The sequence below is a fragment of the Sorangium sp. So ce834 genome (genome assembly GCF_051521425.1).
Classification (GTDB): Bacteria; Myxococcota_A; Polyangia; order Polyangiales; family Polyangiaceae; genus Sorangium; species Sorangium cellulosum_D.
Window position 1 is genome coordinate 11,018,756 of sequence record NZ_CP150351.1, and the last position, 23,932, is coordinate 11,042,687.

Sequence of the window (23,932 nt, forward strand, 5' to 3'; positions counted from 1 at the left end):
CCGCGAGGAGCGCCTTGACATCGCGCGGAGGTTTCGCACTTGCTATCCGTTCAGGGGAGGGCACCGCCCCCTGGCCGGCGACCTCGTGAAGATCCTAGAGCTCCACCTCCTCGCGTTCGGCCCCTTCACGGATCTCCGGCTCGACCTCTCCTCGCCGTCGCCGGGCCTGCACGTCATCTACGGCCCCAACGAGGCCGGCAAGAGCACCGCGCTCCGGGCGATCCGCGGCCTGCTCTACGGCATCCCGCACATCACGCCCGACGCCCACCTGCACCACAACACCGATCTCCGCGTCGGCGGGCGGCTCGCGGGCAGGGGGGACGCGGCGCTCGCGTTCGTCCGCCGCAAGGGGCGCGTGAAGACGCTCCGCGACCCGGACGACAACCCCCTCGACGACGGGGCGCTCGCGCCGCTGCTCGGCGGCGTGACGGAGGAGCTCTTCCGCACCTCCTTCGGGCTGGATCACGACACGCTCCGGCAGGGCGCCGAGGCGCTGCTCCAGGGCAAGGGCGACGTCGGCCAGAGCCTGTTCGGCGCGGGGCTCGGCGGGCCGGGGCTGCAGCAGCTGCTCGCCACGCTGCGCCAGGAGGCGGACGAGATCTTCACGCCCCAGGCGAGGACCCGCCCGCTCAACGAGGCGATCAAGGCGTTCGAGGAGTCCAGGAGCCGCGCCAAGGCCGCCGCGCGGCCGCCCGCGGACTGGACGCGCAAGCGGCAGGAGATCGACGAGGCCAAGGCCGAGCAGGAGCGCGTCGACGCGGAGCTCCGCGCGCTCCGGGCGACCGACAAGCGGCTCCGGCGCGCGCTCCGGGTGCTCCCGCTGCTCGAGGCGCGGCGCGCGATCCTCGGCCGGCGCGCCGCCCTCGGCGACGTCGTCCTCCTGCCCGAGGGCGCGCAGCGGGATCGCGAGGATGCGCAGGAGCGCGCCGCCGACGCGGCCGAGCAGGCGGCGCGGCTCCGCGCCGACATCGAGGAGCTCGAGGCCCGCCACGCCGCGCTGCACGTCCCCGCGTCGCTCGCCGAGCTCGATCCGGGCGCGATCGACGGCCTCGTGACCCGGCTCGGGAGCCACCGCAAGGCCGCCGTCGACCTGCCGCGGGTCCGGGCGGAGCTCCACGGCGTCGAGGAGGAGACGCGCGCGATCCTCCGCAGGCTCGGGCGGGACGCCTCGCTCGTCGGCGGCGCCGAGCCCGAGCGGCTCGAGGCGATGCGCGTCGACGTCGCCACCGAGGCGCGCATCAAGAAGCTCGCCCGCGAGCGCGGCGCGGTGGAGGCCAAGCCGCGCGAGGTGGAGCGGCTGCTCGCGGCGAACCGCGCGCGGCGCGACGCGTGCGCGCGCCGGCTCGCCGAGCTGCCGCCGAGCGAGGACCCCGCCCCGCTCCGGGGCGCGCTCTCGCGCGCGCAGAAGCAGGGCGACCTCGAGCACCGCCTCCGCGAGGCCGCCGCCGCGGCGGCGCAGCTCGCCCGCGAGGCCGACGCGCAGCGCCACCGGCTCGGCCTCGGCGCGCCTGCGCAGCAGGCGCGCCTCAACGATGACGGCGCGCCTGCGCAGCGGGCGCACCTCAACGATGACGGCGCGATCGGCGACGCCCCCGCCTCGGCGGCGAAGCGCCCGCTCTCCGCCGCCGAGGCGAGCGCCCTGCCCGTCCCGCTCCCCGAGACGGTCGACCAGGCGGCGGCGCAGTGGGGCGCCATCGCGCGCGAGCGAGAGCGGCTCGCCGAGCGCGCGGCCGAGGTCGAGGCGCGCCTGCGCGAGAGCGCGCGCGAGATCGACGCCCTCCAGCGCGCCGGCGCGGTGCCCACGGAGGCCGACCTCTCCGAGGCGCGCGAGCGCCGCGATGCCGCCTTCAAGGCGCTGCTGCGCGCCCTCCAGGCCAAGGGGAGCGCCCGCGCGGCGGCGGCGATCCACACCGCCACGCTGTTCGACCTCGGCGCGGACGTGGCCGCCTCGCCCGGCGCGGGGCGCAGGCCGGCGCTCGGCGCGTCGGGCGACGCGGCCGCGCGCGGCAAGGCCGACGAGTATGCCGAGCTGGTCCGCGTCGCGGACGCCCTGGCCGATCGGCTGCGCCGCGAGGCCGACCGGGTCGCCCGCCTGGCGCGGCTGCTCGCGGACAAGGCGCGGGCCGAGGCGGATCAGGCGCAGCTCGCCGCGGAGCGCGCCGCGCTGGCGCGCCGCGCGGAGGAGGCCGAGGCCGCGTGGGTCGAGCTGTGGCGGCCGGCGGGCGTCGCGCCGCGCTCGCCCGAGGAGATGCGCGGCTGGCTCGGCCGCTACGCGGGCCTGACCGCCACGATCGACCGGCTGCGCGCGGCGGAGGCGGAGGCCGAGGCGCTGCGGGCGCGGATGCAGGCCCACGCGGCCGAGCTCCACGCAACGATCCAGGGCGCGCGCGCCGCGTCGGGCGGCGCGCGCGGGGACGCTGGCGGCGCGGGCGCCGGCCCCGCCGGGCCGCTGGAGGGCGCGGCCGCGCGCCTCCCGGCGCTCGTCGAGGCGGCGGAGCAGGAGCTGGCGGCCATCGAGGGCGCGGCCCGCGAGCGCCGCGAGCTCGCGCGGGAGCGCAAGGAGCTCGAGCGCGAGCTCGAGGACCTCGAGCGGGAGCGGGCGGAGCACGCGCGCGCGCTCGAGGCGTGGCGGGCCGACTGGGCGGAGCGGGTGCGGGCGCTCGGGCTGCCCGGCGACGCGTCCGCGGACGAGGCCACGGCGATCCTCGACGAGCTCGGCGCGCTGTTCCGCAAGGTGGACAGCGCGGCCCACGAGCGCCGCCGGGTGCTCGGGATGGAGCGCGACGCCCGGGCGTTCGCGGCCGACGTCGCCGCGCTCGCGGCCCGGCACGCGCCGGACCTGGCCGAGCTGCCCGCGGATCAGGCCGCCGATCAGCTGATCAAGCGCCACCACAAGGCGCGCGCCGACCTCCGCGAGCGCGGCGAAATCGAGGAGCGCCTGGCCGAGAAGCGCCGCGAGCGGGACCAGCAGGAGGCGCGGCGCGCGGCCGCCGAGGCGCGCCTCGCGAAGCTGTTCGAGGCGGCGGGCGTGGCGCGCAGGGGCGACGTCGCCGCCGACCTCGCGGCGCTGTCGCTGGCGGAGGAGCGCTCGCGCGAGGCGCGCCGGCTCGACCGCGAGCTCGTCGAGAACGAGGGCAAGCTCCTCGAGGCGGGCGAGGGCGCGGGCGTCGCGGCGCTGGAGCAGGAGACCGCGGGGGCGGAGCGGGACGCGCTCGCGCTCGAGCTCGACCGCGCGGAGCAGCGGCTCGCGGCGCTGGAGGACGAGCGGCGCCGGATCGATCGGGCGCTCGGGAGCCTGGAGCAGGAGCGCGAGCAGCTCCGGGCGACGGTGGGCGCAGCGGAGGCCGCGGTGGAGGCGCAGATCTGCCTCTCGCACCTGCGCGGCGAGGTGCGCCGCTACGTGCGGGCGCGCCTCGCGGCGGTGCTGCTCGAGCGGGAGATCGAGCGCTACCGCGAGCGCAACCAGGGGCCGATCCTGGCGCGCGCGAGCGCGCTCTTCCATCGCCTGACGCTGGGCGCCTTCGCCGGCCTGCGGGTGGGTTACGACGAGAGCGAGCAGGCGATCCTCCGCTGCGTCCGCGCGGCCCCGCCGGCACCGGCGGCGGCGGACGCGGCGGCGGAGCCCGCGAAGGCGCCGGTGCAGCGCGAGGTGGACGTGACCGGCCTGAGCGACGGCACGCGCGACCAGCTCTACCTCGCGCTGCGCCTCGCGAGCCTGGAGCACCACGCCCGGACGGGCGAGCCGATGCCGCTCATCCTGGACGACCTCCTGATCCATTTCGACGACGACCGCGCCCGGGCGGCCCTCGCGGTGCTCGGCGAGCTGACGGCGACGACGCAGGTGCTGTTCTTCACGCACCACGCGCGTCTCTGCGAGCTCGCGCGCGAGGCGGTGCCGGCCGAGGCGCTGCGCGAGCACCGGCTGCGGTGAGGGGCCACTCGGATCGGTGCGCCAGCCGTCGTTGCTTAGAGGCGCCCGGCGGTCGTCCGGTCCCAGGAGGAAATGGTCGATCATCTCCATCTCGGAGCATACCATCCAGTGCCGACGCACACCGAAGCGCTCGCACTCCTCGAACTTGTCGTGCTGGGCCCTCAGTCGGTCGGGCCCGCGCGGGGAGTGCACCTCGACGACGAGCGCGGGCGCCGACTCCTCGTCGCTCCCTCCGTCCCATCGATCCTACTCCTCGTCGGTGCCGGGCATGCCGTGCACCGCGAGGATCTCGCGCGGTCCGCACGATCTCCTCGGGCGCGGGTGGTGACCTCGGCCTTCGCGGAGGCCAGGGCGAGTTCCTGCGGATCGGTCCCCTCGACGCGCACCGCCGCGTCAATCCGGGCCGCCGCAGTTGGTGCCATCTGGTCGCCAAGAAGCGGACGTTCCTTGACCGCGTCGGTCACGAACTCGACCGATTACAGGCATTCGGGTTTCGGCTAGAACAACGGACAGGTTGAAAGTTAGCCAGGTTGCGGCCCCCGCCGGAGCCGTCGAGGAGCAAGCCGGAAGGGCACGGCATGCAGCAAAAAGAGAGACCGCAAGGGCGCAAGGGGCGCAAGGGAACAGAGATGGGATTGATGATCTCGACCTCGATCGTGACGACGACCGAGCCGAATGGCACCACAGCTTAACGGAACTTGCGGGAATGCTTCGGCTGGACGCCATCCCGACCTGGCTCGATCGGGCGCTCTCGACTAGGGAGCTCTGAGCAGGGCGGCGCTTGTGGAAGAAGAGGGATCCGATGCTGCGAGATGTAGAAACAGTCGTTCTCGAGTCCGGGCTTCAATTTCTGAGTCAAGGTGAGGCCTGGAGGTACGATGAAGATTGGCCGCACATTGCGACGTTCCACTACAAACTGGCGACCGACGAGGAAGATGGCGATCGACTCAAGACCCTCGGCGAGGCGGACGGATACAGGATTACTCAGGATTGGGCGGTCGAGAGCGATTTGCAGATTTGGGACGAAGCAGATGCCCTCGATGGCGACGTCGTGCGGTACGTCGAGGCTCTCATTCGCGAAGTGCGTTCGTGCGAACAGGTTTTCGACTCTGCTCCGTCCCTCACGACTGCGCAGCGCATCACGATCTTGCGCCATGTCGAGGCAGTAAGAGGCGTTGACTCGACGCAGCTCATGCAAGCCGCTGCCGCATCCTTGGCCATGATGGATGCGCCAGTTCTGATGCTCGTCGATCCCTGGCCCATGGCAGACGAGCGGCGCGGTGCGAAAGGGAAACTCAGCGGACGCAGCCACATCGCGACACTCCTCGAGATCGGATTCGTGCGCATGGTGGGCTCACGCTTTCTCTGGGCATGGAACCGGGAGCTGTCCGAAGGTCTAATGGCCGACTACTCATACGACAAGCTCCTCGCTGCAAAGCGGAAGGGCGCGCTCGACGAGATTCTGAACTCTCCTCTCTCGGAGGCCGTCTACGGGAGCCTTCCGAAAGACGTGGCAAGCAGGATCGACGTTCCAGATCCAGATGACCTGATGAGCGAATGAAATGGTCGCCGGAGAGAGACCGCCCACGCCGCGCCGAGCGCGACCTTCGGGAGGCTCGTACATCGCGCGTCGGATGACGTGGAGCTCATGGGCCGCGGCCGACTCCTTGGCACTGCGGCCGCCTCAGCCGGAAGCGGAGGTTCGGCCCTGCGGCGAGCGCGGCGGAGTGCCCGCATCGTCCTTCTTCTCTGCACCAACGAGCATCACGCCGCCGATCGCCGCCAGGGTGGCGGCCAGCCGAGGCCGCCGGCGACGAGAGCCGGCCGCGGCCCGGGGCGAGGAGGCGCGGGGCTCAGGGGCGCGGCGCGAGGGCCGGCGGGCAACACGGGGGGCTGCGGGCAGGCCCTGCGGGCCGGCGGGCGAGGTCATACGATAACGGATGTTGCTTCGCACAGGTGCGGATTTCCTCGGCGAGCGACGGACCTGAAGGAGCACTCCGGAACCCCACGTCCGGGCGATGGGTCCCCGCACCAGCACGAGCCTGTCGGTGGAAGCCCTGGACGCCGCCGACAGGCCATCTCCCGCGCGCCATACCCCCGAGCGTGCGCCCTTGTTCAGATCGCGCGGAGAGGCTCCGCCCCTCCTGCGTCACGACGTGAACAGCCAGGCGATGCTCGCCGCGCCGATCAGGAAGATCGCGGCCGTGAAGATCAGGATCGCCGTCCTGTCGGGCCGGTAAGCCCCGCGCTCGATATCGCTGTACGCCCGCAGGTACCGCACCGCGGCCCACGCCATCAGCGCCATCCCGAGCAGGACCATCCCAGCGCCGAGGCCGACGACCTCCCGCAGCATCGACCGCGATCCCACCTGCGCGGCCCCAGGCGCCGCCTCCAGGAAGTACAGGCTGAACCTGTTGAGCGTGATGCCGAAGCTGAGCAGCGCGATCGCCGTGCGCACATAGGCGAGGTGCGTGCGCTCATTGGCCAGGTGCTCCCGCGCATAGGCCTCCGTCCGCTTCGCGCTCTCCTCACCGGGCATGGCCGACCGCCCTCCTCACCGCACCGCGCGACAGCCGCTCACTCCCGGCTGTACCGGTCGTCGAACCACGGATACGCCGTGTTCGAATAGCCGCGGACCTCCCAGAACCCAGGCCGATCCACCGCGCTGAACGTGATCCGCTTGATCCACTTCGCGCCCTTCCAGGCGTAGAGCTGAGGCGTGATCATCCGCACCGGGCCGCCGTGCTCGCGCGGCAGCGGCTTGCCCTCCCAGGTGTGCACGAGCAGGGCGTCCGGCAGCATCGCCTCCTCGAGCGCGAGGTTCGTCGTGTAAGGGGTCTGCGTGCCGGGCGCGATATCGCTCGCCTCGATCAGCACGAAGCGCGCCTCCGGGAGCGGGCGCGCGCGCTCGGCGAGATCGGCGAACCGGACGCCGACCCAGCGGTTGTCCATGCGGCTCCAGGTGGTCACGCAGTGAAAGTCCGAGACGTCGAGCGTCTGCGGCAGCTCCATGAACTCGTCCCAGGAGTAGGTCCGCGGCGCCTCGCACAGCCCGTCGACCCGGAGCTGCCAGCGCTCGGTCGGGATGTCCGGCGTGTCGCCGAGATCGAGCACCGGCCATTTCTTCACCTCGCGCTGCCCCACCGGCAGCCTCGGCATCCCGTGCCGGTTCGGCGGCCCGCTGCCCATCGGCGCCACCCCGGCGAAGACGCCCTTGCCGCGCGCCGCCTGCCGCTCGGCGAACGCCTGCTTGCGCTCGATCAACGACCTCGTCCGCCGCCCAGCGTCGTCCTCCATGGCTTGACCATGGCGACCGCCCGACGCGCCCGCAAGCCCGCGCTCAGCCGCCCTTGCGCCCCGAGAGCTCCACCGAGGCGGCGTCCACCGACACCGACGTCGGGGGGCCGAACTTCTTCACCTGAACGGTGACCCCGAGGGCCGGCGTGTCGTCGAGCACGCGCTCGATGATCCGCTGGGCGAGCGTCTCGAGCAGCTTGTACGAGGCGCTCGTGCCCGCCTCGACGACCAGGTTCGCCAGCTTGTCGTAATCGAACACCCGCGCTCGCGCGTCGGCGCGGGGCAACAAGGCGACCGGGAGCTCCACCTCCAGGCACACCACGAAATCCTGGGGCAAGTCGCGCTCGGCGCGGGACACGCCGTGCTTGGCGCGAAAGCGGATGCCGTCGAGGCGGATCCGGTACGTCTGGATCGCAGACTCCATCCGCGCCCCCCTAGCACGCCTTCCGGCCGGCTTCCGCCGAAGGTTGCGCGGCCGCGGGCTCGCCCGCTCGCGGCGGCCCTCCCGGCGCGCCGCTCGACGTAGGCGCGCGCGGCGGCCGCGCGCGCGCCCCGGGCCCGGTCAGAGAGGCCGCTTGAAGCACACGGCGTCGATCTTCGCGGCGAGCTCGCTGCGCAGGAACTGCACCGGCTCCCAGCCCTCCTGCCCGAACCGCTTGAGGACCGGGTTCCACCCGGACGCGCTCGTCACCTCGAGGACCTGGGCGTCGCTGACCTGCGCCGTCTCGGCGTCCACGCACCGCACCTCCCACCGGGGCGGATCGCTCCCCGCGTGCACCGGCGGCACCAGGAAGCGCGGCGCCACGTACGACGCGGAGCAACCGAAGAGAAACGCGACGGCGATGGCTGTTCCGGAGCTGAGCTTCGGCATGAGCAATCCTTTCCTGCGAGGTCGACTCGCGAAGGCGTATCGGCGCTTCGTGCGCCACGTCAACAGGGAACGGCGCGCGCGAGGGCGCGAGCAGCCGCGCGCCAGCGCGCATGTCCAGCGCGACATGGCCGAACATCTCGCCGCTCGCGCCACCTCCGACGCCATCCGCGCATAGCGGCGCCGCGCGCCGGCGCGAGCCGCGTCCCCTACCGCTTCCGGGCGAGCGCCTCGCGATCCTTCACGATGAGCCGCCGCCCGGCCACGTCGAGCACCCCCTCCTTCCGCAGCGCGCCCAGCGTCAGCGTCACCGTCTCCCGCGTCGAGCCGATCACCTGCGCGATCTCCGCGTGCGTGATCGGCGCCGAGATCAGCATCCCCCGCGGCGTCGGCACGCCCCAGCGCTCCGCCGCGTGCAGGAGGAACTCGGCCAGCCTCCCGCCCACGTTCTTGAACAGCATCGACTCGATCCGGTCCTCGGTCTCGCGCTGCCGCGCGACAAGGAGCGCGAACACCGCCCCCCCGAACCCCGGGTGCTGGGCGCAGAGCTCGCGGATGAGCGCGAGCGGCACGCGGACCACCTCGGCCTCGTCCATCGCGACGGCGCGCTCCGTCCGCGTCTCCAGCCCGCCGAGGCACGACTCGCCGAGCACGTCGCCCGTGCCGCGGTAGCTGAGCGGGAACGCGGCGCCCGCCTCGTTGATGCGCTCGACGCGCGCCCGGCCCCGGCCGAGCACCACGAGCGTGTCCGCAGGGGCGCCCTGCTCGAAGATCGCCGCGTCGGACGCCACCACCTCGAGCACGGCGGCGTCGGTGACCGCGTCGCGCACCGCGCGGTCGACGTGCGCGAAGAGCGAGGAGAGCCGGAAGGCGCGCGCCACCCGCGCCTTCACGGGATCGGTCGGCTGGCGCCCGGTATCCGGCGCGTACTGGGAATCCAGATCGCTCACGGGTAGAGCAAAAGCGTAATCCATACTGCGTACGTTGGCACACAGGAATCCCCGGGACCGGGGCGATCGAGGTGGGCGCGCGGGCGCCGGGATCAGCGTCCGTCGCGGTCGAGCAGCACGACGATGTCCCGGTCGAGCGCGCCGTCCGCCGCGCGGGCGAACTGCTGAAAGCGCGGGTAGGCGTCCGGTTGCACGCGGCCCGCGGGCAGCTCCAGGAAGCGATCGAGGAGCAGCGCGCCGCCGTCGAGGCGATCGTTCACCCGCACGGTGCGCCCGTCGTCGTCCGCCGCAAACGGAGCGAGCCGCGTGGCCACGCGCGCGCCCTGGGGCAGCTTGACGCGGAGCCGCACCTCCGATCGGGTCGCGATCTGCTCGGACAGGTAGAGCGGCGTCTCCCGGACCGGCAGGCTGGCGAGGCTGGCCACGCGCACGCCGAAGGGCGGCGAGAGCACGAGCTCCGGGCCCTGCGCGCGCGCGAAGCTCGCGGCCGAGATCTTCATCTTCAAGGTGAGCGGCCGGTCGATCTCGGTCAGCTCCTTCACCTGGATCTCCTGGAGCCGCGCCCCCGGCACCATCTGCGGCAGGAGCCGCGACTCGACCGCGTCCCTGAGCTGCGCGTCGGGGAGCGACTCCAGCGCCGAGCGCAGCGCGATCGCGAGTTTGCCCTCGTAGCGCTGCTCGATCGACAGCGACGCCGAGCCGTCCCGGGCCACCTCGGCGACGCCCTCGGTGACCACGCCGTCGTGCGCGCCGGACGAGGGCGTCACCTCGCGCGGCGCCCCGGGCCGCAGCACGATCGCCGGCTGCCCGCGGAGGGAGCTCGGCAGGTAGCCGTACGGCGCGAACTTGTCGCGCACGAACATCCAGCGGGCCGCGCTCGCGCCGGGCTTCTCGCCGGTGTCGACGCGCACCGCGAGCGCGCTCCACGTCTCGGCCTCGCTCATGGGGCCGCGCGGCGGCGGCGCGAGCCGGTCGCTCACGACGCCGTAGCCGGCGTCGATCCCGACCAGGCGGCACAGGTAGAGGAACGCCTCGGTCCGGTTGCCGCTCTTGCCGATGACCACGCGGCGGCCGTCGTTCTCGCGCCCCGCCTCCACGTTGGCGAGCACCCACCGGTAGATCCGGCGCGCCTGCTCGTCCTTCGACGGCGCCGCCGCGCCGGCCTCGCCGCCCGCCGCGCCGCCGCGGGCGGCGGCCTTCCCCGCCGCGCCGCCGCCGGCGGCCGCGCCCGAGGCGCCCGGCGCGATCGGCGTCCGCGCGATCGACCGCGCGATGCGCACGAGCCGCGGGTCGCGCGGCGTCTCGTCGGCGGCCGCGTCGACCATGCGCGCGATCGTGTCCGCCACGGTGATGCCCCAGCCGACGCGGACGTTCGGCAGGAACTCCGCCATCGGCGCGCTCGCCGGCTCCTCGGGGAGCGCGGGGCTCTTGTCGACGCGGTAGCGGCGGGTGACGAGCGCGCCGGACTCGACGATCTCCGGGGCGGGCACCGGGCCGGAGACCTCCACGTCGAGGGGCCGGCTCTTCGGCGACACGATGATGAACTCGCTCCGCCAGTAGGGGACCTTCTCCTCGCGGAAGAACCAGCGCGGGCCCTGGAACGTGAGGCCGCCCTGGCCGTCGCCGCGCAGGACGAACAGGTTCTCCACCTCGATGTAATCACCGACCTCGAGGTGCGGCATCGTCACGGTCGGCTTGTCCTGGATGAACTCCGGCTCGTGGATCGACCCGTCGCGCTTGACCGTGCGCAGCTTGAGCACGAGCCCGTCGGGCACGCGCTGCTCGGCGTGCTCCTGGATCGCCTCGCGCGACTGGATCCGGATGATCTCGTGCTGGAGCATCCGCGCCGAGCCGTCCTCGTGGATCCACAGGGCCGCGTAGTCGAGCACGCGCGCCGCCGTGCCCGGCATGACCTCGCCCGAGGCCTCGTGCTCGGCGATCACCCGCCTCCCGTCGAGCCGGTAGGGGCTGAGCTCCGTCGTGCCGTCGAGCAGCTCGATCGCGTCGCGCAGGCTCGAGGTGTCGGAGCCCGTCCGGATCGCCTCGATGAGCGCCTTCTGGAGCGCGTCGCGCTCCCCCCGGGCGAAGCGCGCGTCGGCGAGCGCGAGGCGCGCGTCCGCGTCGTCCGGCGACCTCGCGAGCGCGCGCTCGAGCTGCTCGAACGACTCGGCGCGCTTGCCGGCGCGGGTCAGGAGGTCGGCGATGCGCAGCGCGATGTCCTTGCGGTCCCGGCGGACGGCGCCGAGGCGCTGGAGCTCCTGGATGGCCGCCGCGTAGTCGCGCCGATCGATCGCCCGCTCCAGCTCGATCTCCGCGTCGGGGTCGAGCCCCCGGATGCGGGCGGCGAGCTCGTCCGCCTGCGCGACGTGCCCGTCGGCGTCGTGGATGCGGAGGAGCGCGCCCAGCACCTCGACGTCGTCCGGGAAGCGCGCGGCGGCCTCCTTCACGGTGCGGACCTGCTCGACGCGCCAGCCGAGCCGCGAGTACATCGCGGCGAGCGTCTTCAGGAGGTCGGGCACCTCGCGGAACCGGTCGGCCAGCGCCTCGACCGTGCGGGTCACCTCGGACAGGCCCACCTTGTCGGCCTCCTCGAGCGCGAGCCAGAAGCGGGGGTACCAGAGCTCCGGGTCCTTCGCCGCGGCGCGGGCGCGTACGTCCTTCACGAGGTCGCGCCCGTCGGACGGCGGGAAGATCGGGTCCTTCTCGAGGAAGACGGCCTGCGCCGCGAGCGCGGGGCCGGTGGCGCGCGCCGGATCGGCCACGAGCGGCTCGATCAGCACCGCGCTCACGTCGTCCTGGCCCTCGAGGTGCGCGATCGTCGCGGCGAGGTAGCGGGAGATCGGGTCGTTCACGTCGCGCTCGGGGCGCGGCGCGCCGCGGAGCCCGAGCGCGCGCGCCACCTTCGGCGCGGGCTGCGGCGGCACCCCGAGCGCGTCGAGGAACGGCTCGATGGGGTTGGGATCCGGGAGGACCTCGGGCGGGAAGAGCGAGTACGGGGGCGTCGGATCGGCGGACGTGGCCACGCCGAGGGGCGTGCCGTCCGGCGCGAGCAGCCGGATGGAGGTCTCGCCGCTCCCGACGCGGGCGAGGATGCGGTGGCGGCCCGGGCCGAGGCGCAGGCGCGCGCCGAACCTGGGCCAGATCCCCCACTGCTTCATGTCGCGCGTCAGCACCTCGACGTCGTCCACGAGGATGGCGAAGGCGCCCTGGACCGCGATGATCATCTCGCGCTCGGCGGGCAGGTCGACGAAGGTCTCGACGTAGAAGATGCCCCTGGCCCTGCCCTGGCCGCGCGCGTCGGGCGCGACCGCGGAGAGCTGGCAGCCGCGGCGCTCGGCGCCGAGCACGCGCGGCGGGTCGGCGCGGCGGGGATCGCGCGGGAACACGGGCGGCCAGGGGCCGGCGCGCTCCGCCTCGTAGCGCACGCGGTGGTCGCTCTCGGCGAGGTGGCCGAACGGGCCGGCGAAGCGGGCGCTCTCGATGCACCCGTAGCGGCGCGCGGCGACATCGATGAGCGGCGCGGCGGGCGCGGCCCCGGGGCCGCCGGCGCCGTCCGAGCGCGCCGCGGCGGCCGCCTCCTCGGGCAGCCCCTCGATGCTCCACCACTCGACGAGCTCGCCCCGCGCGCGCCAGCCGAGGTTGCCGGGGCGGTCGATCGCGCGCAGGACGACCTCGCGCGACTTCTTCCAGAGGCCGACGACGCTGGAGCGCAGCCCGAGGAGGTGGTTGGCGGCGAACCAGCCCACGAGGGGGGCGTCGGGGTGCGCGCTCACCCTCGCCGCGTCGAGCGCCTCGAGGTAGGCCGCCGCTGCGCGCGCGTTGCGGCCGTGCGCCTCGTCGTCGATCGCGCGCCCGAGCGACGCGAGCATGGACTTCGCCCCGATCCCGTCGAGGCGCTTGCGCGCCGCCGCGACGCCCGCGGGCGTGCCGCCCGGGACGAGGAGCTCCCCGAGCAGCCAGCGGCCGACGACCTCGCCGTCGGTCGAGCGCGCGCCCGCGTCGCGGAGCGAGGCGATGGGGTCCGGCGCGCGGGGCGCGGTGGCCGCGCTGCAGGCGCCGAGCGCGAGGGCCAGGGTGGCGGCGCCGGCGAGCCGGAGGAGCGAGGAGAGGGGGCGAGGTGCGCGCATCAGCTCGGTCCTTAGCGCGACCGACTGCGTGCGCACAGGTGCCCCGCGTCACGCGGGTCGGGCGGGCCGCGGCCCGCTGCGTCCGCGCTCACACCCCCGCTTCGACAGCGCTGGCAACTTGCTGAAGGAGCACCGCCTGCTCGATCACCTCGGGCGGCACGCCCAGCTCCTCGCGCGCCCCGGCCACGTCGTCGCGCGCCGCGCTCGCATCCTGGCGCGCCCCGGCCACGTCGTCGTGCGCCGCGCCCGCCTCTTCGCGCGCCGCGCTCCCATCGTGGCGCGCCTCGCCGGCGTCCTCGGGCGCCGCGCTCGCATCCTGGCGCGCCTCGCCCGCCGCGCCCACACCCACATCCTGGCGCGCCGCGGCGGCCTCCTCGCGCTCCGCCGCCCGGCGCAGCGACGCGATCTCCGCCTGCGCGGCGACGAGCGCCTGCTCGAGCTCCTCGTGGAGCGCCTGGGGCGCGCCGGCCGTATCGCGCGACTCGGACAGCTCGCGCTCGAGCTGCGCGATCTTCCAGCTCGCGGCGCGCAGGTCGGCCTCGCTCGCGGCGGCGCTCCGCGCCAGCGCGTCGAGCTGCTGCCGCAGCGCCTCCACGGCGTCGCCCTGCCCGCCGTTCCCCGGGGGCGCCCCGCCCGGCCCGCCGCCCGTGGTCTGGCCCGGCCCGCCGGGCTCGGCCGTGCCCGACGTGAAGACCGTCCCGAGCTCGTCGACGAGCTCCTTACCCACGCGCTCGCTCTCGAGCAGCTGCGCCTTGAGCGACGCGATGACGTGGCCCCGGTCGCGGAGCGCCGCCTCGAGGCTCGCGATCTCGGCGGCGGCCGCCTCGCCGGCGTCGCGCTTCTCCAGCTCCGCGGCCCGCTGCTCCAGGGTGACGACGCGCTGCTCGAGCTCGACGATCCGCGCCTCCAGCAGCTGCCGGCGGGCGTCGAGGGCGCTCCGCTGCTCCTCCAGCGCGCGGTTCTCCCGCTCGAGCCGATCCACGCGCTCCTTGAGCCGGTCGCGCTCGCGCGCGAGCTCGGCCCGGGCGGCCTCGAGCTCCTCGTGCTTCGCCGCCGCGCGCCGCGCCTCCTCCAGCGCGCGCTCGCTCTCCTGCGCGCGCCTGCGCGCGGCGTCCCGGTCCGCCGTGATCTTCGAGAGCTCCCGCCGCGCCCCCGCCGCGGCCGCCTCGAGCTCCTCCACGCGCGCCGCGAGCGCCGGGTCCGGCGCCGCGACGGCGGGCCTCGCCTCGAGCTCGGCGATCCTGGCGCGCGCGCCCTCGAGCTCGGCCGTCGCGGCGTCGAGGCGGTCGCGGGCGCCGGCGATCTCCGGCTTGTTGCGGATCATGCCGAGCTCCAGCTCGACCTTGGTCCGCACCCGCTTCTCGTCGTCGAGCTGCTTGGCGAGCCGGGTCGCGCGGTCGCGCTGGCTGCGGAGCTCCTCCTCCATGTCGCGGATCTGGTGCGCCAGGCGCTCGGCCCGGACGTGGGCGTCGCCCGCCCTCGCCTCGACGTCCCGAAGGCGCGCCCCCCGCGCCTCGATCTCGGCCTCCGCCTCGGCGAGGCGCGCGGCCGTGGCGATCGCGCTCTCGGCGCGGGCCCCCGCGTCCTCGCGGTCGCGCTGGTGCCGGGTGCGCAGCGCGGCGAGCTCGCCCCCGAGCCGCTCCGCGCGGCCCTCGGCCTCGGTGAGCGCCTCGGCCGAGGGGCCCGCGGCCGCGACCGGGAAGTCGGCGAACGGCAGCTCGATGACGGCGAACGCGTCGAGCCGCGGCAGGCGCTCGCCGGCCACGGCGATGAACCACTCCGGCTCCTCCGAGCCGTCGAGGATCGACGTGTCCACGCTCACCTCGGGCTCGCCCTTCGGCGCGAACTCCGCGACCGTGTAGCCGACGAACGGCGCCTGGCCGACCATCCGCACCTGCTTGAACTGGAGCGCCACGAGGTCGTAGAGCGCGTAGTAGCCGGGCGCCGCGCCGCGCCGCGCGCCCGCGGGGAGCAGGCCGCGGGCGACGTCCGGGTTCGGCGACGCGATCACGGCGGTACCGCTCGCGGCGGTGAGGCGGCGGGCGCGCCGGAGGGTCTCGGCCGGGTCGGCGAAGATCGAGAGGTCGGGGATGACGAGGGTGTCGAAGGCGCCGTCGCGCACGCCGAGATCGCCGTCGAATACGGCGAAGCTCGGGTGCGGCTGCCGGCCGGGCGCCGATCGCGCGAGCTTCTCCGCGACGCGCGCGGCGTCCGGATCGTAGGCGTGGACGAGGCGCGCGCCGCGCTGGAGCAGCCGGTCGGCGAGGCCGATGGTGGCGTCACCCAGGACCGCGACCCGCCGGCCGCGCACGAGCGGCTCGAGGTATGCGCTCAGCACCAGCGCGGGGTGGAGCGCAGCGGGGGCGGCGTGCCGCGGCGAGCCGGCGGCGGCGAGGGGGGACTCCGTCGTCATGGTCCCGTCCTCTTACGGCGCTGGGGGCCGGGAGTCCACAAAGCGCCGTGCAGAGTTGCAAGGAGGCGCCTGGCGCCCGGCCCCGCGCCCCCCCCGCCTCGAAGCTCGGCGGCCGTCGCCCATGACGCTCTGCGTCTTCCCCGACCCCGTGTTCCCCAACCTCGTTCGTCGCTCCCGTTGTAATCTCCATGACACGCGCGCGTCATGACACGCGCGCGTCGTGGGCGGCGCTGCGATGTCCGCTTGCAAACGACCGGGCTCGACATTGCCCATGCACCGAAAGGACCCGGGAAGTCGACTTCTTGGCGCCTCGTCGCCTCGGCGGCTCAACGTTCCTCATCTCGATCACGTGACGAGCATCTGGTGACCAGCATCACGAGCATCTCGTGACCAGCATCGCTCCGACGCCGAGCGGGCTCGACCGATGGCGGTCAGGCGGCCAGGCGATCAGCGGAGCACGGTCTCGCAGCCGAGGAGGATCTGGATCTTCGCGACGGACGCGTTCCTCGCGGCGCCGCAGGTATCGGGGCACAGCACGAGCGCCGTGGGCGAGCTCGGGTTGTCGTAGCGCCAGCCTGGACCGTCGCAGCCGGGGCTCTGCGGCAGGATCTCCTGCGGCGCGCCGTCGAGCCCGAACAGGACGTTGACGTCGTTGAATGCGATCTGCCCGCCAGCCACCTCGGACGGGACCTCGTACTCGCACGGGAGCGCCTGCCCCGTCACCTTCGCGAGCGCGCTCTGGAACTCGACGGCGATGTTCGTCGACCCGACGAGGACCGCGGCGTCGGTGCCGCCTGCAGCCGCGATCTGGTTGGCGATGCTCTGGTCGACGCCCGGCAGCCCGATCACGAAGGTGCGCACCGGCGGTCGATAGCGCGCGCCCGCCGCCGCGAGGGCCGCGATGGCGGCCGGGTCCTCCGGGTTCGCGCCGCCGCACTGGGCCGCGGGCCCCTGCGGCTTCCCGTCGGTGACGAGCAGCACCGCGGAGGCCTCTCCGGGGTGGTTCTGCGCCATCTCGATGCCCTGGAGCAGCGCGCCGCCCAGCGCCGGGTAGATGGGCGTGCTCAGTCCGTCCGGCGACTCGTCCTCGATGGCGTCCACGATCGCGCCCGCATTGTCCGGGAGCGGACCGAACGGGACGAGCGGCGTTTTGTAGGCGTTTTGGTCACACGCCGGCACGGCGTCCGCGGCGCGCGGGAAGAAGCGCAGCGCCACGCGCACGCCGGCGAACCGCGCGTTGTTGACGAACGCGGTCAGGCCGACCTTCGCGCTATCCCACTTGCCTCCCTCCATGGAGGAGGATTTGTCCATCATGATGTAGAGATTGAGGGGGACGGCGATCGCCTCCTCGGTGACGAGCCCGCAGGCGGCGTCCGGGTCGGGGCGGGTATCGATGGGCGCGTCGCTCAACAGCCCTCCATCCGGATCGAGGTCTCCGCCCGAGCCGGCCCCTTCCGACGAGGACGACGCCGCGCCGATCCCCGAATCCGGGGCGCAGGCGCCGTGGAGCCCGGCGGCTGCAGCGAGCCCGAGCAGGGAGGCGAGCGAGAGTCGGTGGAGCGGTTCGAGGCGCATGGGCGTGCTGGCGTACGGCAGGGACGGCGCGGAGGCGGCGCAGGAGCGCAGACCCAGACTACCGGAGTCGGTGGCGGGCGCGAGGGGCGAATCGCGGGATCGTGAGCTGGCTCGCGGCGGCGCAGCGCGGCACGGCGGTGTCGGTGCGTGCGGCACGGCGCGATGGGGTCATGGGGCGCGTGGGGTGATTACCGCCAGCGTGACAAAGTCTTTCCGAAAAGCGCGCGAAGGTGCAGAATTAAGCATGCGCGTGCGCTCCCTCCTCGGAACGGCTTCTGTGCTTGCGATGCTCTCCGCGCTCGGCTGCGCCGAGAGCAGCTCGATCGACGGTCCCATCGGGCCGGTCTCGGGCACCGGCGGCGGTTCCGGATCGGGCGGAGCGCCGACCGCGAGCAGCGCAACGACGACGTCATCGAGCAGCAGCGCGGCTGTCACGAGCGGCTCGGGCGGTGACGGCGGCGCGGGCGGGGGCGAAGGTGGCGCGGGCGGGGAGGCGGGCAGCGGAGACGGGGGCGGCGGGGGCGAGGTCACCGACCCTTGCGCGATGGGGTGCCTCCCGGGCACGCACGATATCGACGGCAACCCGCTCACCGGCGAGTGCGGCTGTGAATACGCGTGTACGCCGACCTCGACGACCGAGGATCCGATCGACGGTGATTTCGTGGACGCCAACTGCGATGGCGGCGACGGGCTGGTGGAGCGGTGCGTCTACGTCTCGGCCAGCATCGGGGACGACGCCAACAGCGGGACGCGCACGGCCCCGGTGCAGACGATCGCCACGGCGATCCAGGTGGCGCGGGAGAGCGCGGTGCCGGCGGTCTGTCTCTCCGGCGAGCTGTACGAGGAGGCCGTCACGGTCGTGTCCGGCATCAGCATCTATGGCGGGTTCGACCACAACGACCCTGACTTCAAGTTCCGCAGGACCTCCGCGGTGACGACGACGGTGCGCGCGCCAGGCACGGTGTTCCACGCGCCGTCGATCGCGCAGCCGACGCACATCGAGGGCATCACGATCGAGACGTTGAAGGCGACGTCGCCCGGCGCGAGCACCTATGGAGTGCGCCTGGGCGGCGGGCTCGCGCAGCTCTTCGTGCGGTACAACATCATCCGCGTGCAGGACGGGCAGGACGGCGCCGCGGGAACGAACGGGGCGGCGCACACGGCGGGGACGGCGCCGGGGGGAAACGCGGGAGAGGTGGGCTGCAACGACTGCAGCGGCCTTGGGAATGCCGGCCCAGCGCCCGTGTGCGACGAGCCTGGCGGGAGAGGCGGGTATGGCGGACATGGCTCTGCGACCGGAGCGGCGGGCCATCCGGGCAGCCAGGGCGCGGCCGGCGGTGCGGGCGGCCCCTCGCACGACTGCGGGGATCCCAAATATTCAGGACAGAATGGCGCGCCGGGCATGGCCGGGGCGCAGGGGACGCCGGGGACGGGGGGCGCGACGCTCGGCAGCATCGCATCGGGCGTCTACCAGCCTGCGAGCGGCACCAATGGGTTACCGGGAACGAACGGCGGCGGCGGCGGCGGCGCCGGCGGCGGCGGCGGCGGCACGTGCTTGATCGGCTATAACGATCGCGGTGGTGGCGGCGGCAGCGGCGGATGCGGCGGGCTCGGCGGCCGCGCCGGCCAGGCCGGCCGAGGTGGCGGCGGGAGCTTTGGCGTCTTCGCGGCGGCCGGACGGGTGGTCGTCACCGACAACAAGATCACGAGCGGAAAGGGCGGTAATGGGGGCCGCGGCGGCAACGGCGGAGCGCGACAGCTCGGGGGGAACGGCGGTAATGGCGGCGCCGGTCCTGATGACGCCGCCAACGGCGGCACCGGCGGCCGAGGGGGCAACGGCGGCGACGGCGGCCCGGGCGCGGGCGGCGGGGGCGGTCCGAGCGCCTGCCTGGCGCGATCCGGGAGCGTCATCGCCACATTCGACGACAACAGCTGCACGACCGGCACCGCCGGGTTCGGCGGCGCTGGCGGCACAAACCCGAGCGGCGGCGCCGCGGGCGCAGGCCAGAACGGCACGGCGGAGCCGAATCTGCAGATCAACTGATCAGTGCCGCGCCTTTCGGGGACCTATCTCCCGACTCGCCGAAGGTCGACCTTCGCCACAACGGAGCTGAGCCCGCCGGCAGCCGCGATCTTGATCCCGTTCCCAAAGTCCATCGTCCCGTCGTTGATGCCAACGGCTACAAGCGCATTCGTCGCCGGATGGGTATCGATGCCGGCGATCCCTTGGCCTGTCGCAGCATCGCCGAAACGCCTACTCCAGATGTGCTCCCCGCCAGCGCTCAGCTTTGCGATCGTCCAGTCCCGATCCTGCCTCCCGCCGAGCAGCCCGCCCCCAAAGTCGATAGCGCCTGCAAGCCCAGCGCCAAGCACGATGTCTCCGGCGGTGTCGGCGGCGACGTGAATCCCGAAAGGTGACACGAAAGGGAAGGTCGCATCGACATCGAACTGGGGCAAAGCATCTCCGAATTTCAACGACCATAGGTGGGTTCCCGCGGAAGACAGCTTCACGAGCAGGAGGTCCGAATCTGCCAGTCCGCTGGTCTGCAGGGCGCCTCGAACTCCTTGCGTGGCTACATCGATCGCTCCTGTGAACGCCGCAGCCGCAACGAGATCCCCTCGCGGATCGACATCGATGTCAGACACCCAGGCATCGCCCTCTCCTTGGATGACAACGGACCAATCCCTCTTCCCGGTGGGCGTGAGCTTGAGGAGGAAGGAGCCAATCCCCGACGGGCTCAGGGCCGAGATCTCGTCGAAGCTGACCTCGGTGAATCCCGTGAAGCGGCCCCCCACGACGATATTCCCGTCGGGATCCACGGCCACCGCGGTTGCCTTGATGGTCGTCGTCGTGGCATTCGGATCTCCCAGCTGAAGGCTCCATCGCACGTTACCCGTCTCGCCGTCCAGCTTCACAATGAAGGCGTCCGTCGATGCGGTCGTCAGGGTCGACGAACCGAGGCTCACCTCTCGTCCGAAATAGCCGACCAAGATCACGTCACCGTCGGGCGTAGCCGATGAATCCACGGCGAAGAGGCCCCCCGGCCCCGTGAACAAGTTGTGCCGCCAGATCAGCTCGCTGTCGGACGAGAATCTGGCCACGAAGCAACCATCCTGATCCGGCGTCGGCGCCGCAAGCGTATCACCGGAGCCGAAGTCGATGCCCCCCTCATATGAGCCCGACAAGACGATGCTATCATCAGGCAGCACCGAAATGCGCGACATAATGGCGCCATCGGAGGTAGTCACCGACAGCCCTCGACTGAAGGCATGGGTACCGTCCGGCTTCAGCTTGGCGAGAAAGAAAGAGTTATGAGACGACATCAGCGGCGGGCCGCCGAAATCCGTGGTACCTCGAAAGAATCCTGAGAAGAGGATGTTCCCCTTCGAGTCGAGCCGAGCGCTCTCTGGAACGACGAACTCATGGCTACCGAAGCCCTTCGCCCAGAGCACTCCTGAGCAGGAATCTTCGTCGCAGTCCTCGAACTCGTCGAGGCCCAGGACCTGAGCACACGAAGCGGTGCCTAGGAGGCCCCCCAGACCGAGCACGCCGAGGGCGCGGACGAGGGGAGGCGAAGCGTCGCGCATGATGACGCATGAGGCCCCAAGTTCCAACGCCCGTCAAGGGTGAAGCAAGCCGCACACGAGCCCCGCTGACTCGCGCCGTCGCTCACCCGGTGCGCGCAGTGGATGCCGTCATGTCGCCGCCGTGTCCGCCGCAGCGACGGGCGAAGCGGAGGTGGGGGGACACCGGCGCCGGAGCAGGCCGACCCGGCCCAGCTCGCGCCCACATGGTCCCGCTCGACCCCTGTCGAGCCGTCGTGTCCGCCGTACGATCCCTGTCTTGCCAGGACGCACCTCGAGAGCGCAGCCCAGGAGGAGCAGCCCGTCGTCATAGCGGACGCTCGTCCGTTCGGGACGCCCGCGCCTCCAAGGCCGTGGAGGCGCCTCCGCTAGACTGGAGCAAAGTGACGGGCGGCCCATGTGAACGCGTTGCTCGCGCACGAAGGCCGGCTAGAACGGCTCCCCGGCTGCGACCAGCGCCGAAGACAGGAAGGCCCCCCCCATGACCACCGCGATGCAGATGCCCATGATGCCGCAGACGATGACCCCGATGATGTCGACGCCGGAGATGACCGCTGGCGCATCAATGATGCCCGGCATGGGTATGGGCATGATGCCCAGCATGATGGGCATGCCGATGATGCCCATGATGGGCATGCCGATGATGTCCAACATGATGGGCATGGGCATGATGCCCAGCATGATGGGCATGGGCATGATGCCCAGCATGATGGGCATGGGCATGCCGATGATGCCCAGCATGATGGGAATGGGCATGATGCCCAACATGATGGGCATGGGCACGCCGATGATGTGCAAGATGTCCTGTGAGATGACGAAGGACGGGATGACCTGCAAGTTGATGCCGGCCGAGGGCATGTCCATGGACATGCTCAAGGAGCGCTGCGAGGCCATGACGAGGATGATGTCGGCCGGGATGCCCATGATGATGATGTGCGGCGGGATGCCCATGATGATGGGAATGTCCGCCATGACCAAGTAGCACCGCCACCAGGCCTTTCTTTCTTGAATCAAAAGAACGCCGGCGACCGCCGGCGTTTTTATTCTCCCCTCCATCCCCCCGGGGAGGCCCGCCCTCAGGGCGCCGACAGCGAGTAGGTCATCACCAGGTACATCAGCGAGTCGACGTTCGCCGGGTTGCGGTAGACGTGCGGGACGTCCGCCTGGAACACGAGCGCATCGCCGGTCGCGAGCAGGAACCGCTGTCCGTCGACGCTGATCTCGACCGTCCCCTGGCTCACCACGATGTTTTCCATCGTGCCGGGCGGGTGGGGATCGGCGTTCTCGATGCCCAGCGGGGCCAGGTGCAGCTCGTAGAACTCGACCGTTCTCGGCGCATCGAATGGGAAGAGCGCGCGCGACGTGAACTTTCCGTCGTGAGACGTCAGCCGCTTCGCGCGATCCCCGCGCAGCAGCATCGGCCCGCTGGACGAGCGATTGCTGACGAGCGCCGAGAACGGCACGCCGAGCGCACGGGCGATCTTCCACACGACGTTGATCGTGGGCGCGCTGCGGCCGAGCTCGACCTGTCCCAGCATGGCACGGCTGACGCCCGAGACCCTGGAGAGCCGCTCCAGAGAGAGCCCGCGCCGCGTGCGGAGCCGCCGGAGGTTCTCCCCGACCACAGCCGTGAGATCGGCCGGCGAGTCGGGGTGGGCGACCTCATACGTCCACGACTCGTCCAGCTCCGGATCGCGCGCGCCAGGCTTGGCCTGCTGCACGTCGAGCGCGACCGGCAGCGCGCCGCTCACCGGGGGAAGATCGCTGTTCTGTCGGACGGATCTCATATCGATATGGGCGCCACTCTACACGGAAACACAAAGCCAGCAACACAGCCAAGTTCGTCACTTCGGCGCAACGACTGTAAGCGTCATCAGGTGATTTCCGTGACTCCTAGGATGATGCCTGAGGCCGCACGCAATGTCCCTGTCGCATTTCCTCTCGGGTGCGCTCGCCTCCCCAGCTGGCTCGCCCTCCCTCCCCCGCGCGCCCTCCCGCCCCGCGCCCGGCCGCCGGCCCGGGCCGCCGGCCCGGGCCGCCGTCCAACCGTCCCTACCGCCAGGGCGCCGGAGCGGCTACAACCTGAGCTCGTTCCGCGGGCATGCTGGCGCAGCGCGCTCGGAACAGCGAGGACTTGCCGATGGACCACGACATCGACGACGTGATCGACGGCCGGTACAGGCTGCTCGAGGTGGTCGGCCAGGGAGGCCATGGCGTCGTCTACCGCGCCCTGGACCAAGAGACCGGCACGCACGTGGCGGTCAAGTACCTGAAGCCCGAGTTCTCCAGCGATCCCTCCCTGAAAGCCCGCATGCGGCGCGAGGCCAGCGCCATGGGCACGCTCTCCGACACCAGCGCGACGCAGGTCTTCGCCTTCAGCGAGGCCCCCGACGGCACGCTCTACATCGTGATGGAGTTCCTGAAGGGCAGCGACCTCGAGACGACGCTGCGCCGGCTCGAGGCGCAGAAGCAGCGGCTCCCCCTCGCCCGGCTCCGCGAGCTCTTCCGTCCGATCATCGACACGCTCGACGCCGCGCACGCCCGCGGCATCGTCCACCGCGACCTGAAGCCCGCGAACATCTTCGTCCTCGACAGCGACGCAAGCGGCCCGCCCTCTTCACCCTCGCCTCGCCATGAAAGTAATCCAGGACACGCGATTCACGACAGCCCCCCGGCCGGCGACCCGACCCGTGCTGCGGGCGACGGCGCGCCGGCCGATCGTGGGGCAGCGACCCGGGGATGCGTGCGTTTGCTTGATTTCGGGCTTGTCAAGGTGATGCAGGCCGACCCCCTCACCCGCGAGGGGGCGATCCCGGGCTCGCCCAGCTACATCGCGCCCGAGGTCTGGAAGGGCCGGCCCCAGGAGATCGACCACCGGATCGACATCTACTCGCTCGGCGCGGTGCTCTTCCGCGCGCTCGCGGGCCGCGTCCCGTTCGCCGGGGCGAGCCGGGTCGACATCCTGCTCGCGGCCGCGCGCGGCCCACGCCCGAGCCTGCACGCCTTCCGGCCGGATCTGCCGCCCGAGGTGGACGCCTGGGTGGCCCGGGCGCTCGCCGTCGTCCCGGAGGAGCGCTTCCAGGACGTCCGCGCCCTCTGGAGCGCGCTGGAGCCGCTCCTCGACCGCGCCGCTCGGGCCGAGGCCGAGACGGACGGCGGCGCGATCCCGCGGTGAGCACGTTCCCT

The 23,932-nt window shown here is 72.8% G+C and carries 16 protein-coding genes; 6 read left to right on the forward strand and 10 right to left on the reverse strand.

Annotation, left to right across the window (positions count from 1 at the left end; genetic code table 11):
- Positions 1–85 precede the first annotated feature (85 nt).
- The gene (locus WMF20_RS40475) at positions 86–3,931 is read left to right on the forward strand and encodes an AAA family ATPase (RefSeq protein ID WP_437607071.1); all 3,846 of its coding nucleotides are present in this window, start codon (positions 86–88) and stop codon (positions 3,929–3,931) included.
- Between the two features lie 781 nt (positions 3,932–4,712).
- Positions 4,713–5,492 (forward strand): hypothetical protein, encoded by a 780-nt coding sequence (locus tag WMF20_RS40480; RefSeq protein WP_437607072.1) that lies wholly within the window; start codon positions 4,713–4,715, stop codon positions 5,490–5,492.
- 588 nt (positions 5,493–6,080) lie between these two features.
- Here the strand turns inward: WMF20_RS40480 and WMF20_RS40485 are convergent.
- The 4 genes from WMF20_RS40485 to WMF20_RS40500 all read right to left on the reverse strand — a co-directional run bounded on the left by WMF20_RS40485 (position 6,081) and on the right by WMF20_RS40500 (position 8,099).
- Positions 6,081–6,470, reverse strand: a complete 390-nt coding sequence (locus tag WMF20_RS40485) for a YidH family protein (RefSeq protein ID WP_129579281.1) — start codon at positions 6,468–6,470, stop codon at positions 6,081–6,083.
- Between the two features lie 38 nt (positions 6,471–6,508).
- Positions 6,509–7,228, reverse strand: coding sequence for a molybdopterin-dependent oxidoreductase (locus tag WMF20_RS40490; protein WP_437607073.1), 720 nt, complete (start codon positions 7,226–7,228; stop codon positions 6,509–6,511).
- A 43-nt stretch (positions 7,229–7,271) separates the two neighbouring features.
- The gene (locus tag WMF20_RS40495; RefSeq protein WP_437607074.1) at positions 7,272–7,652 is read right to left on the reverse strand and encodes a dihydroneopterin aldolase; all 381 of its coding nucleotides are present in this window, start codon (positions 7,650–7,652) and stop codon (positions 7,272–7,274) included.
- A 138-nt stretch (positions 7,653–7,790) separates the two neighbouring features.
- The gene (locus WMF20_RS40500; RefSeq protein WP_129579284.1) at positions 7,791–8,099 is read right to left on the reverse strand and encodes a hypothetical protein; all 309 of its coding nucleotides are present in this window, start codon (positions 8,097–8,099) and stop codon (positions 7,791–7,793) included.
- Between WMF20_RS40500 and WMF20_RS40505 the strand changes: the two genes are divergently transcribed.
- Positions 8,098–8,274 (forward strand): hypothetical protein, encoded by a 177-nt coding sequence (locus tag WMF20_RS40505; RefSeq protein WP_437607075.1) that lies wholly within the window; start codon positions 8,098–8,100, stop codon positions 8,272–8,274. The genes WMF20_RS40500 and WMF20_RS40505 overlap by 2 nt on opposite strands.
- Before the next feature lie 31 nt (positions 8,275–8,305).
- Here the strand turns inward: WMF20_RS40505 and WMF20_RS40510 are convergent, their stop codons facing one another.
- The 4 genes from WMF20_RS40510 to WMF20_RS40525 all read right to left on the reverse strand — a co-directional run bounded on the left by WMF20_RS40510 (position 8,306) and on the right by WMF20_RS40525 (position 17,161).
- Positions 8,306–9,046: a Crp/Fnr family transcriptional regulator gene (locus tag WMF20_RS40510; protein ID WP_129579285.1), complete on the reverse strand. Its 741-nt coding sequence runs from the start codon at positions 9,044–9,046 to the stop codon at positions 8,306–8,308.
- A gap of 92 nt (positions 9,047–9,138) precedes the next feature.
- Positions 9,139–13,173 carry a hypothetical protein gene (locus tag WMF20_RS40515; protein ID WP_437607076.1) on the reverse strand — a complete coding sequence of 1,345 codons (4,035 nt, stop codon included), beginning with the start codon at positions 13,171–13,173 and terminating at the stop codon, positions 9,139–9,141.
- A gap of 88 nt (positions 13,174–13,261) precedes the next feature.
- A complete protein-coding gene (locus WMF20_RS40520) occupies positions 13,262–15,586 on the reverse strand; it encodes a hypothetical protein (RefSeq protein WP_437607077.1) in 2,325 nt (774 codons plus the stop codon).
- 447 nt (positions 15,587–16,033) lie between these two features.
- Positions 16,034–17,161 (reverse strand): vWA domain-containing protein, encoded by a 1,128-nt coding sequence (locus tag WMF20_RS40525; protein ID WP_437607078.1) that lies wholly within the window; start codon positions 17,159–17,161, stop codon positions 16,034–16,036.
- A gap of 286 nt (positions 17,162–17,447) precedes the next feature.
- On the opposite strand from WMF20_RS40525, the gene WMF20_RS40530 reads away from it, so the two are divergent.
- The gene (locus WMF20_RS40530; RefSeq protein ID WP_437607079.1) at positions 17,448–19,205 is read left to right on the forward strand and encodes a PE-PGRS family protein; all 1,758 of its coding nucleotides are present in this window, start codon (positions 17,448–17,450) and stop codon (positions 19,203–19,205) included.
- A gap of 23 nt (positions 19,206–19,228) precedes the next feature.
- On the opposite strand, the gene WMF20_RS40535 is transcribed toward WMF20_RS40530, so the two are convergent.
- The gene (locus WMF20_RS40535; RefSeq protein WP_437607080.1) at positions 19,229–20,749 is read right to left on the reverse strand and encodes a hypothetical protein; all 1,521 of its coding nucleotides are present in this window, start codon (positions 20,747–20,749) and stop codon (positions 19,229–19,231) included.
- A gap of 478 nt (positions 20,750–21,227) precedes the next feature.
- Here WMF20_RS40535 and WMF20_RS40540 point away from each other — a divergent pair, with 478 nt between their 5' ends.
- Positions 21,228–21,728 (forward strand): hypothetical protein, encoded by a 501-nt coding sequence (locus tag WMF20_RS40540; RefSeq protein ID WP_437607081.1) that lies wholly within the window; start codon positions 21,228–21,230, stop codon positions 21,726–21,728.
- A 94-nt stretch (positions 21,729–21,822) separates the two neighbouring features.
- Here the strand turns inward: WMF20_RS40540 and WMF20_RS40545 are convergent, their stop codons facing one another.
- Complete coding sequence (locus WMF20_RS40545; protein ID WP_129579292.1) at positions 21,823–22,533, reverse strand: helix-turn-helix domain-containing protein; 711 nt, start codon at positions 22,531–22,533, stop codon at positions 21,823–21,825.
- 353 nt (positions 22,534–22,886) lie between these two features.
- Here WMF20_RS40545 and WMF20_RS40550 point away from each other — a divergent pair, with 353 nt between their 5' ends.
- On the forward strand, positions 22,887–23,921 hold the full coding sequence (locus WMF20_RS40550; protein WP_437607082.1) for a serine/threonine-protein kinase: 1,035 nt from the start codon (positions 22,887–22,889) through the stop codon (positions 23,919–23,921).
- Positions 23,922–23,932 lie beyond the last annotated feature (11 nt).

Coding starts and splice junctions, on each gene's coding strand:
- WMF20_RS40485 (WP_129579281.1), bottom strand. CDS start 6,470: ATGCCCGGTGAGGAGAGCGCGAAGCGGACGGAGGCCTATGCGCGGGAG.
- WMF20_RS40490 (WP_437607073.1), bottom strand. CDS start 7,228: ATGGAGGACGACGCTGGGCGGCGGACGAGGTCGTTGATCGAGCGCAAG.
- WMF20_RS40495 (WP_437607074.1), bottom strand. CDS start 7,652: ATGGAGTCTGCGATCCAGACGTACCGGATCCGCCTCGACGGCATCCGC.
- WMF20_RS40505 (WP_437607075.1), top strand. CDS start 8,098: ATGAGCAATCCTTTCCTGCGAGGTCGACTCGCGAAGGCGTATCGGCGC.
- WMF20_RS40500 (WP_129579284.1), bottom strand. CDS start 8,099: ATGCCGAAGCTCAGCTCCGGAACAGCCATCGCCGTCGCGTTTCTCTTC.
- WMF20_RS40515 (WP_437607076.1), bottom strand. CDS start 13,173: ATGCGCGCACCTCGCCCCCTCTCCTCGCTCCTCCGGCTCGCCGGCGCC.
- WMF20_RS40520 (WP_437607077.1), bottom strand. CDS start 15,586: ATGACGACGGAGTCCCCCCTCGCCGCCGCCGGCTCGCCGCGGCACGCC.
- WMF20_RS40525 (WP_437607078.1), bottom strand. CDS start 17,161: ATGCGCCTCGAACCGCTCCACCGACTCTCGCTCGCCTCCCTGCTCGGG.
- WMF20_RS40530 (WP_437607079.1), top strand. CDS start 17,448: ATGCTCTCCGCGCTCGGCTGCGCCGAGAGCAGCTCGATCGACGGTCCC.
- WMF20_RS40535 (WP_437607080.1), bottom strand. CDS start 20,749: ATGCGCGACGCTTCGCCTCCCCTCGTCCGCGCCCTCGGCGTGCTCGGT.
- WMF20_RS40540 (WP_437607081.1), top strand. CDS start 21,228: ATGACCACCGCGATGCAGATGCCCATGATGCCGCAGACGATGACCCCG.
- WMF20_RS40545 (WP_129579292.1), bottom strand. CDS start 22,533: ATGAGATCCGTCCGACAGAACAGCGATCTTCCCCCGGTGAGCGGCGCG.
- WMF20_RS40550 (WP_437607082.1), top strand. CDS start 22,887: ATGGACCACGACATCGACGACGTGATCGACGGCCGGTACAGGCTGCTC.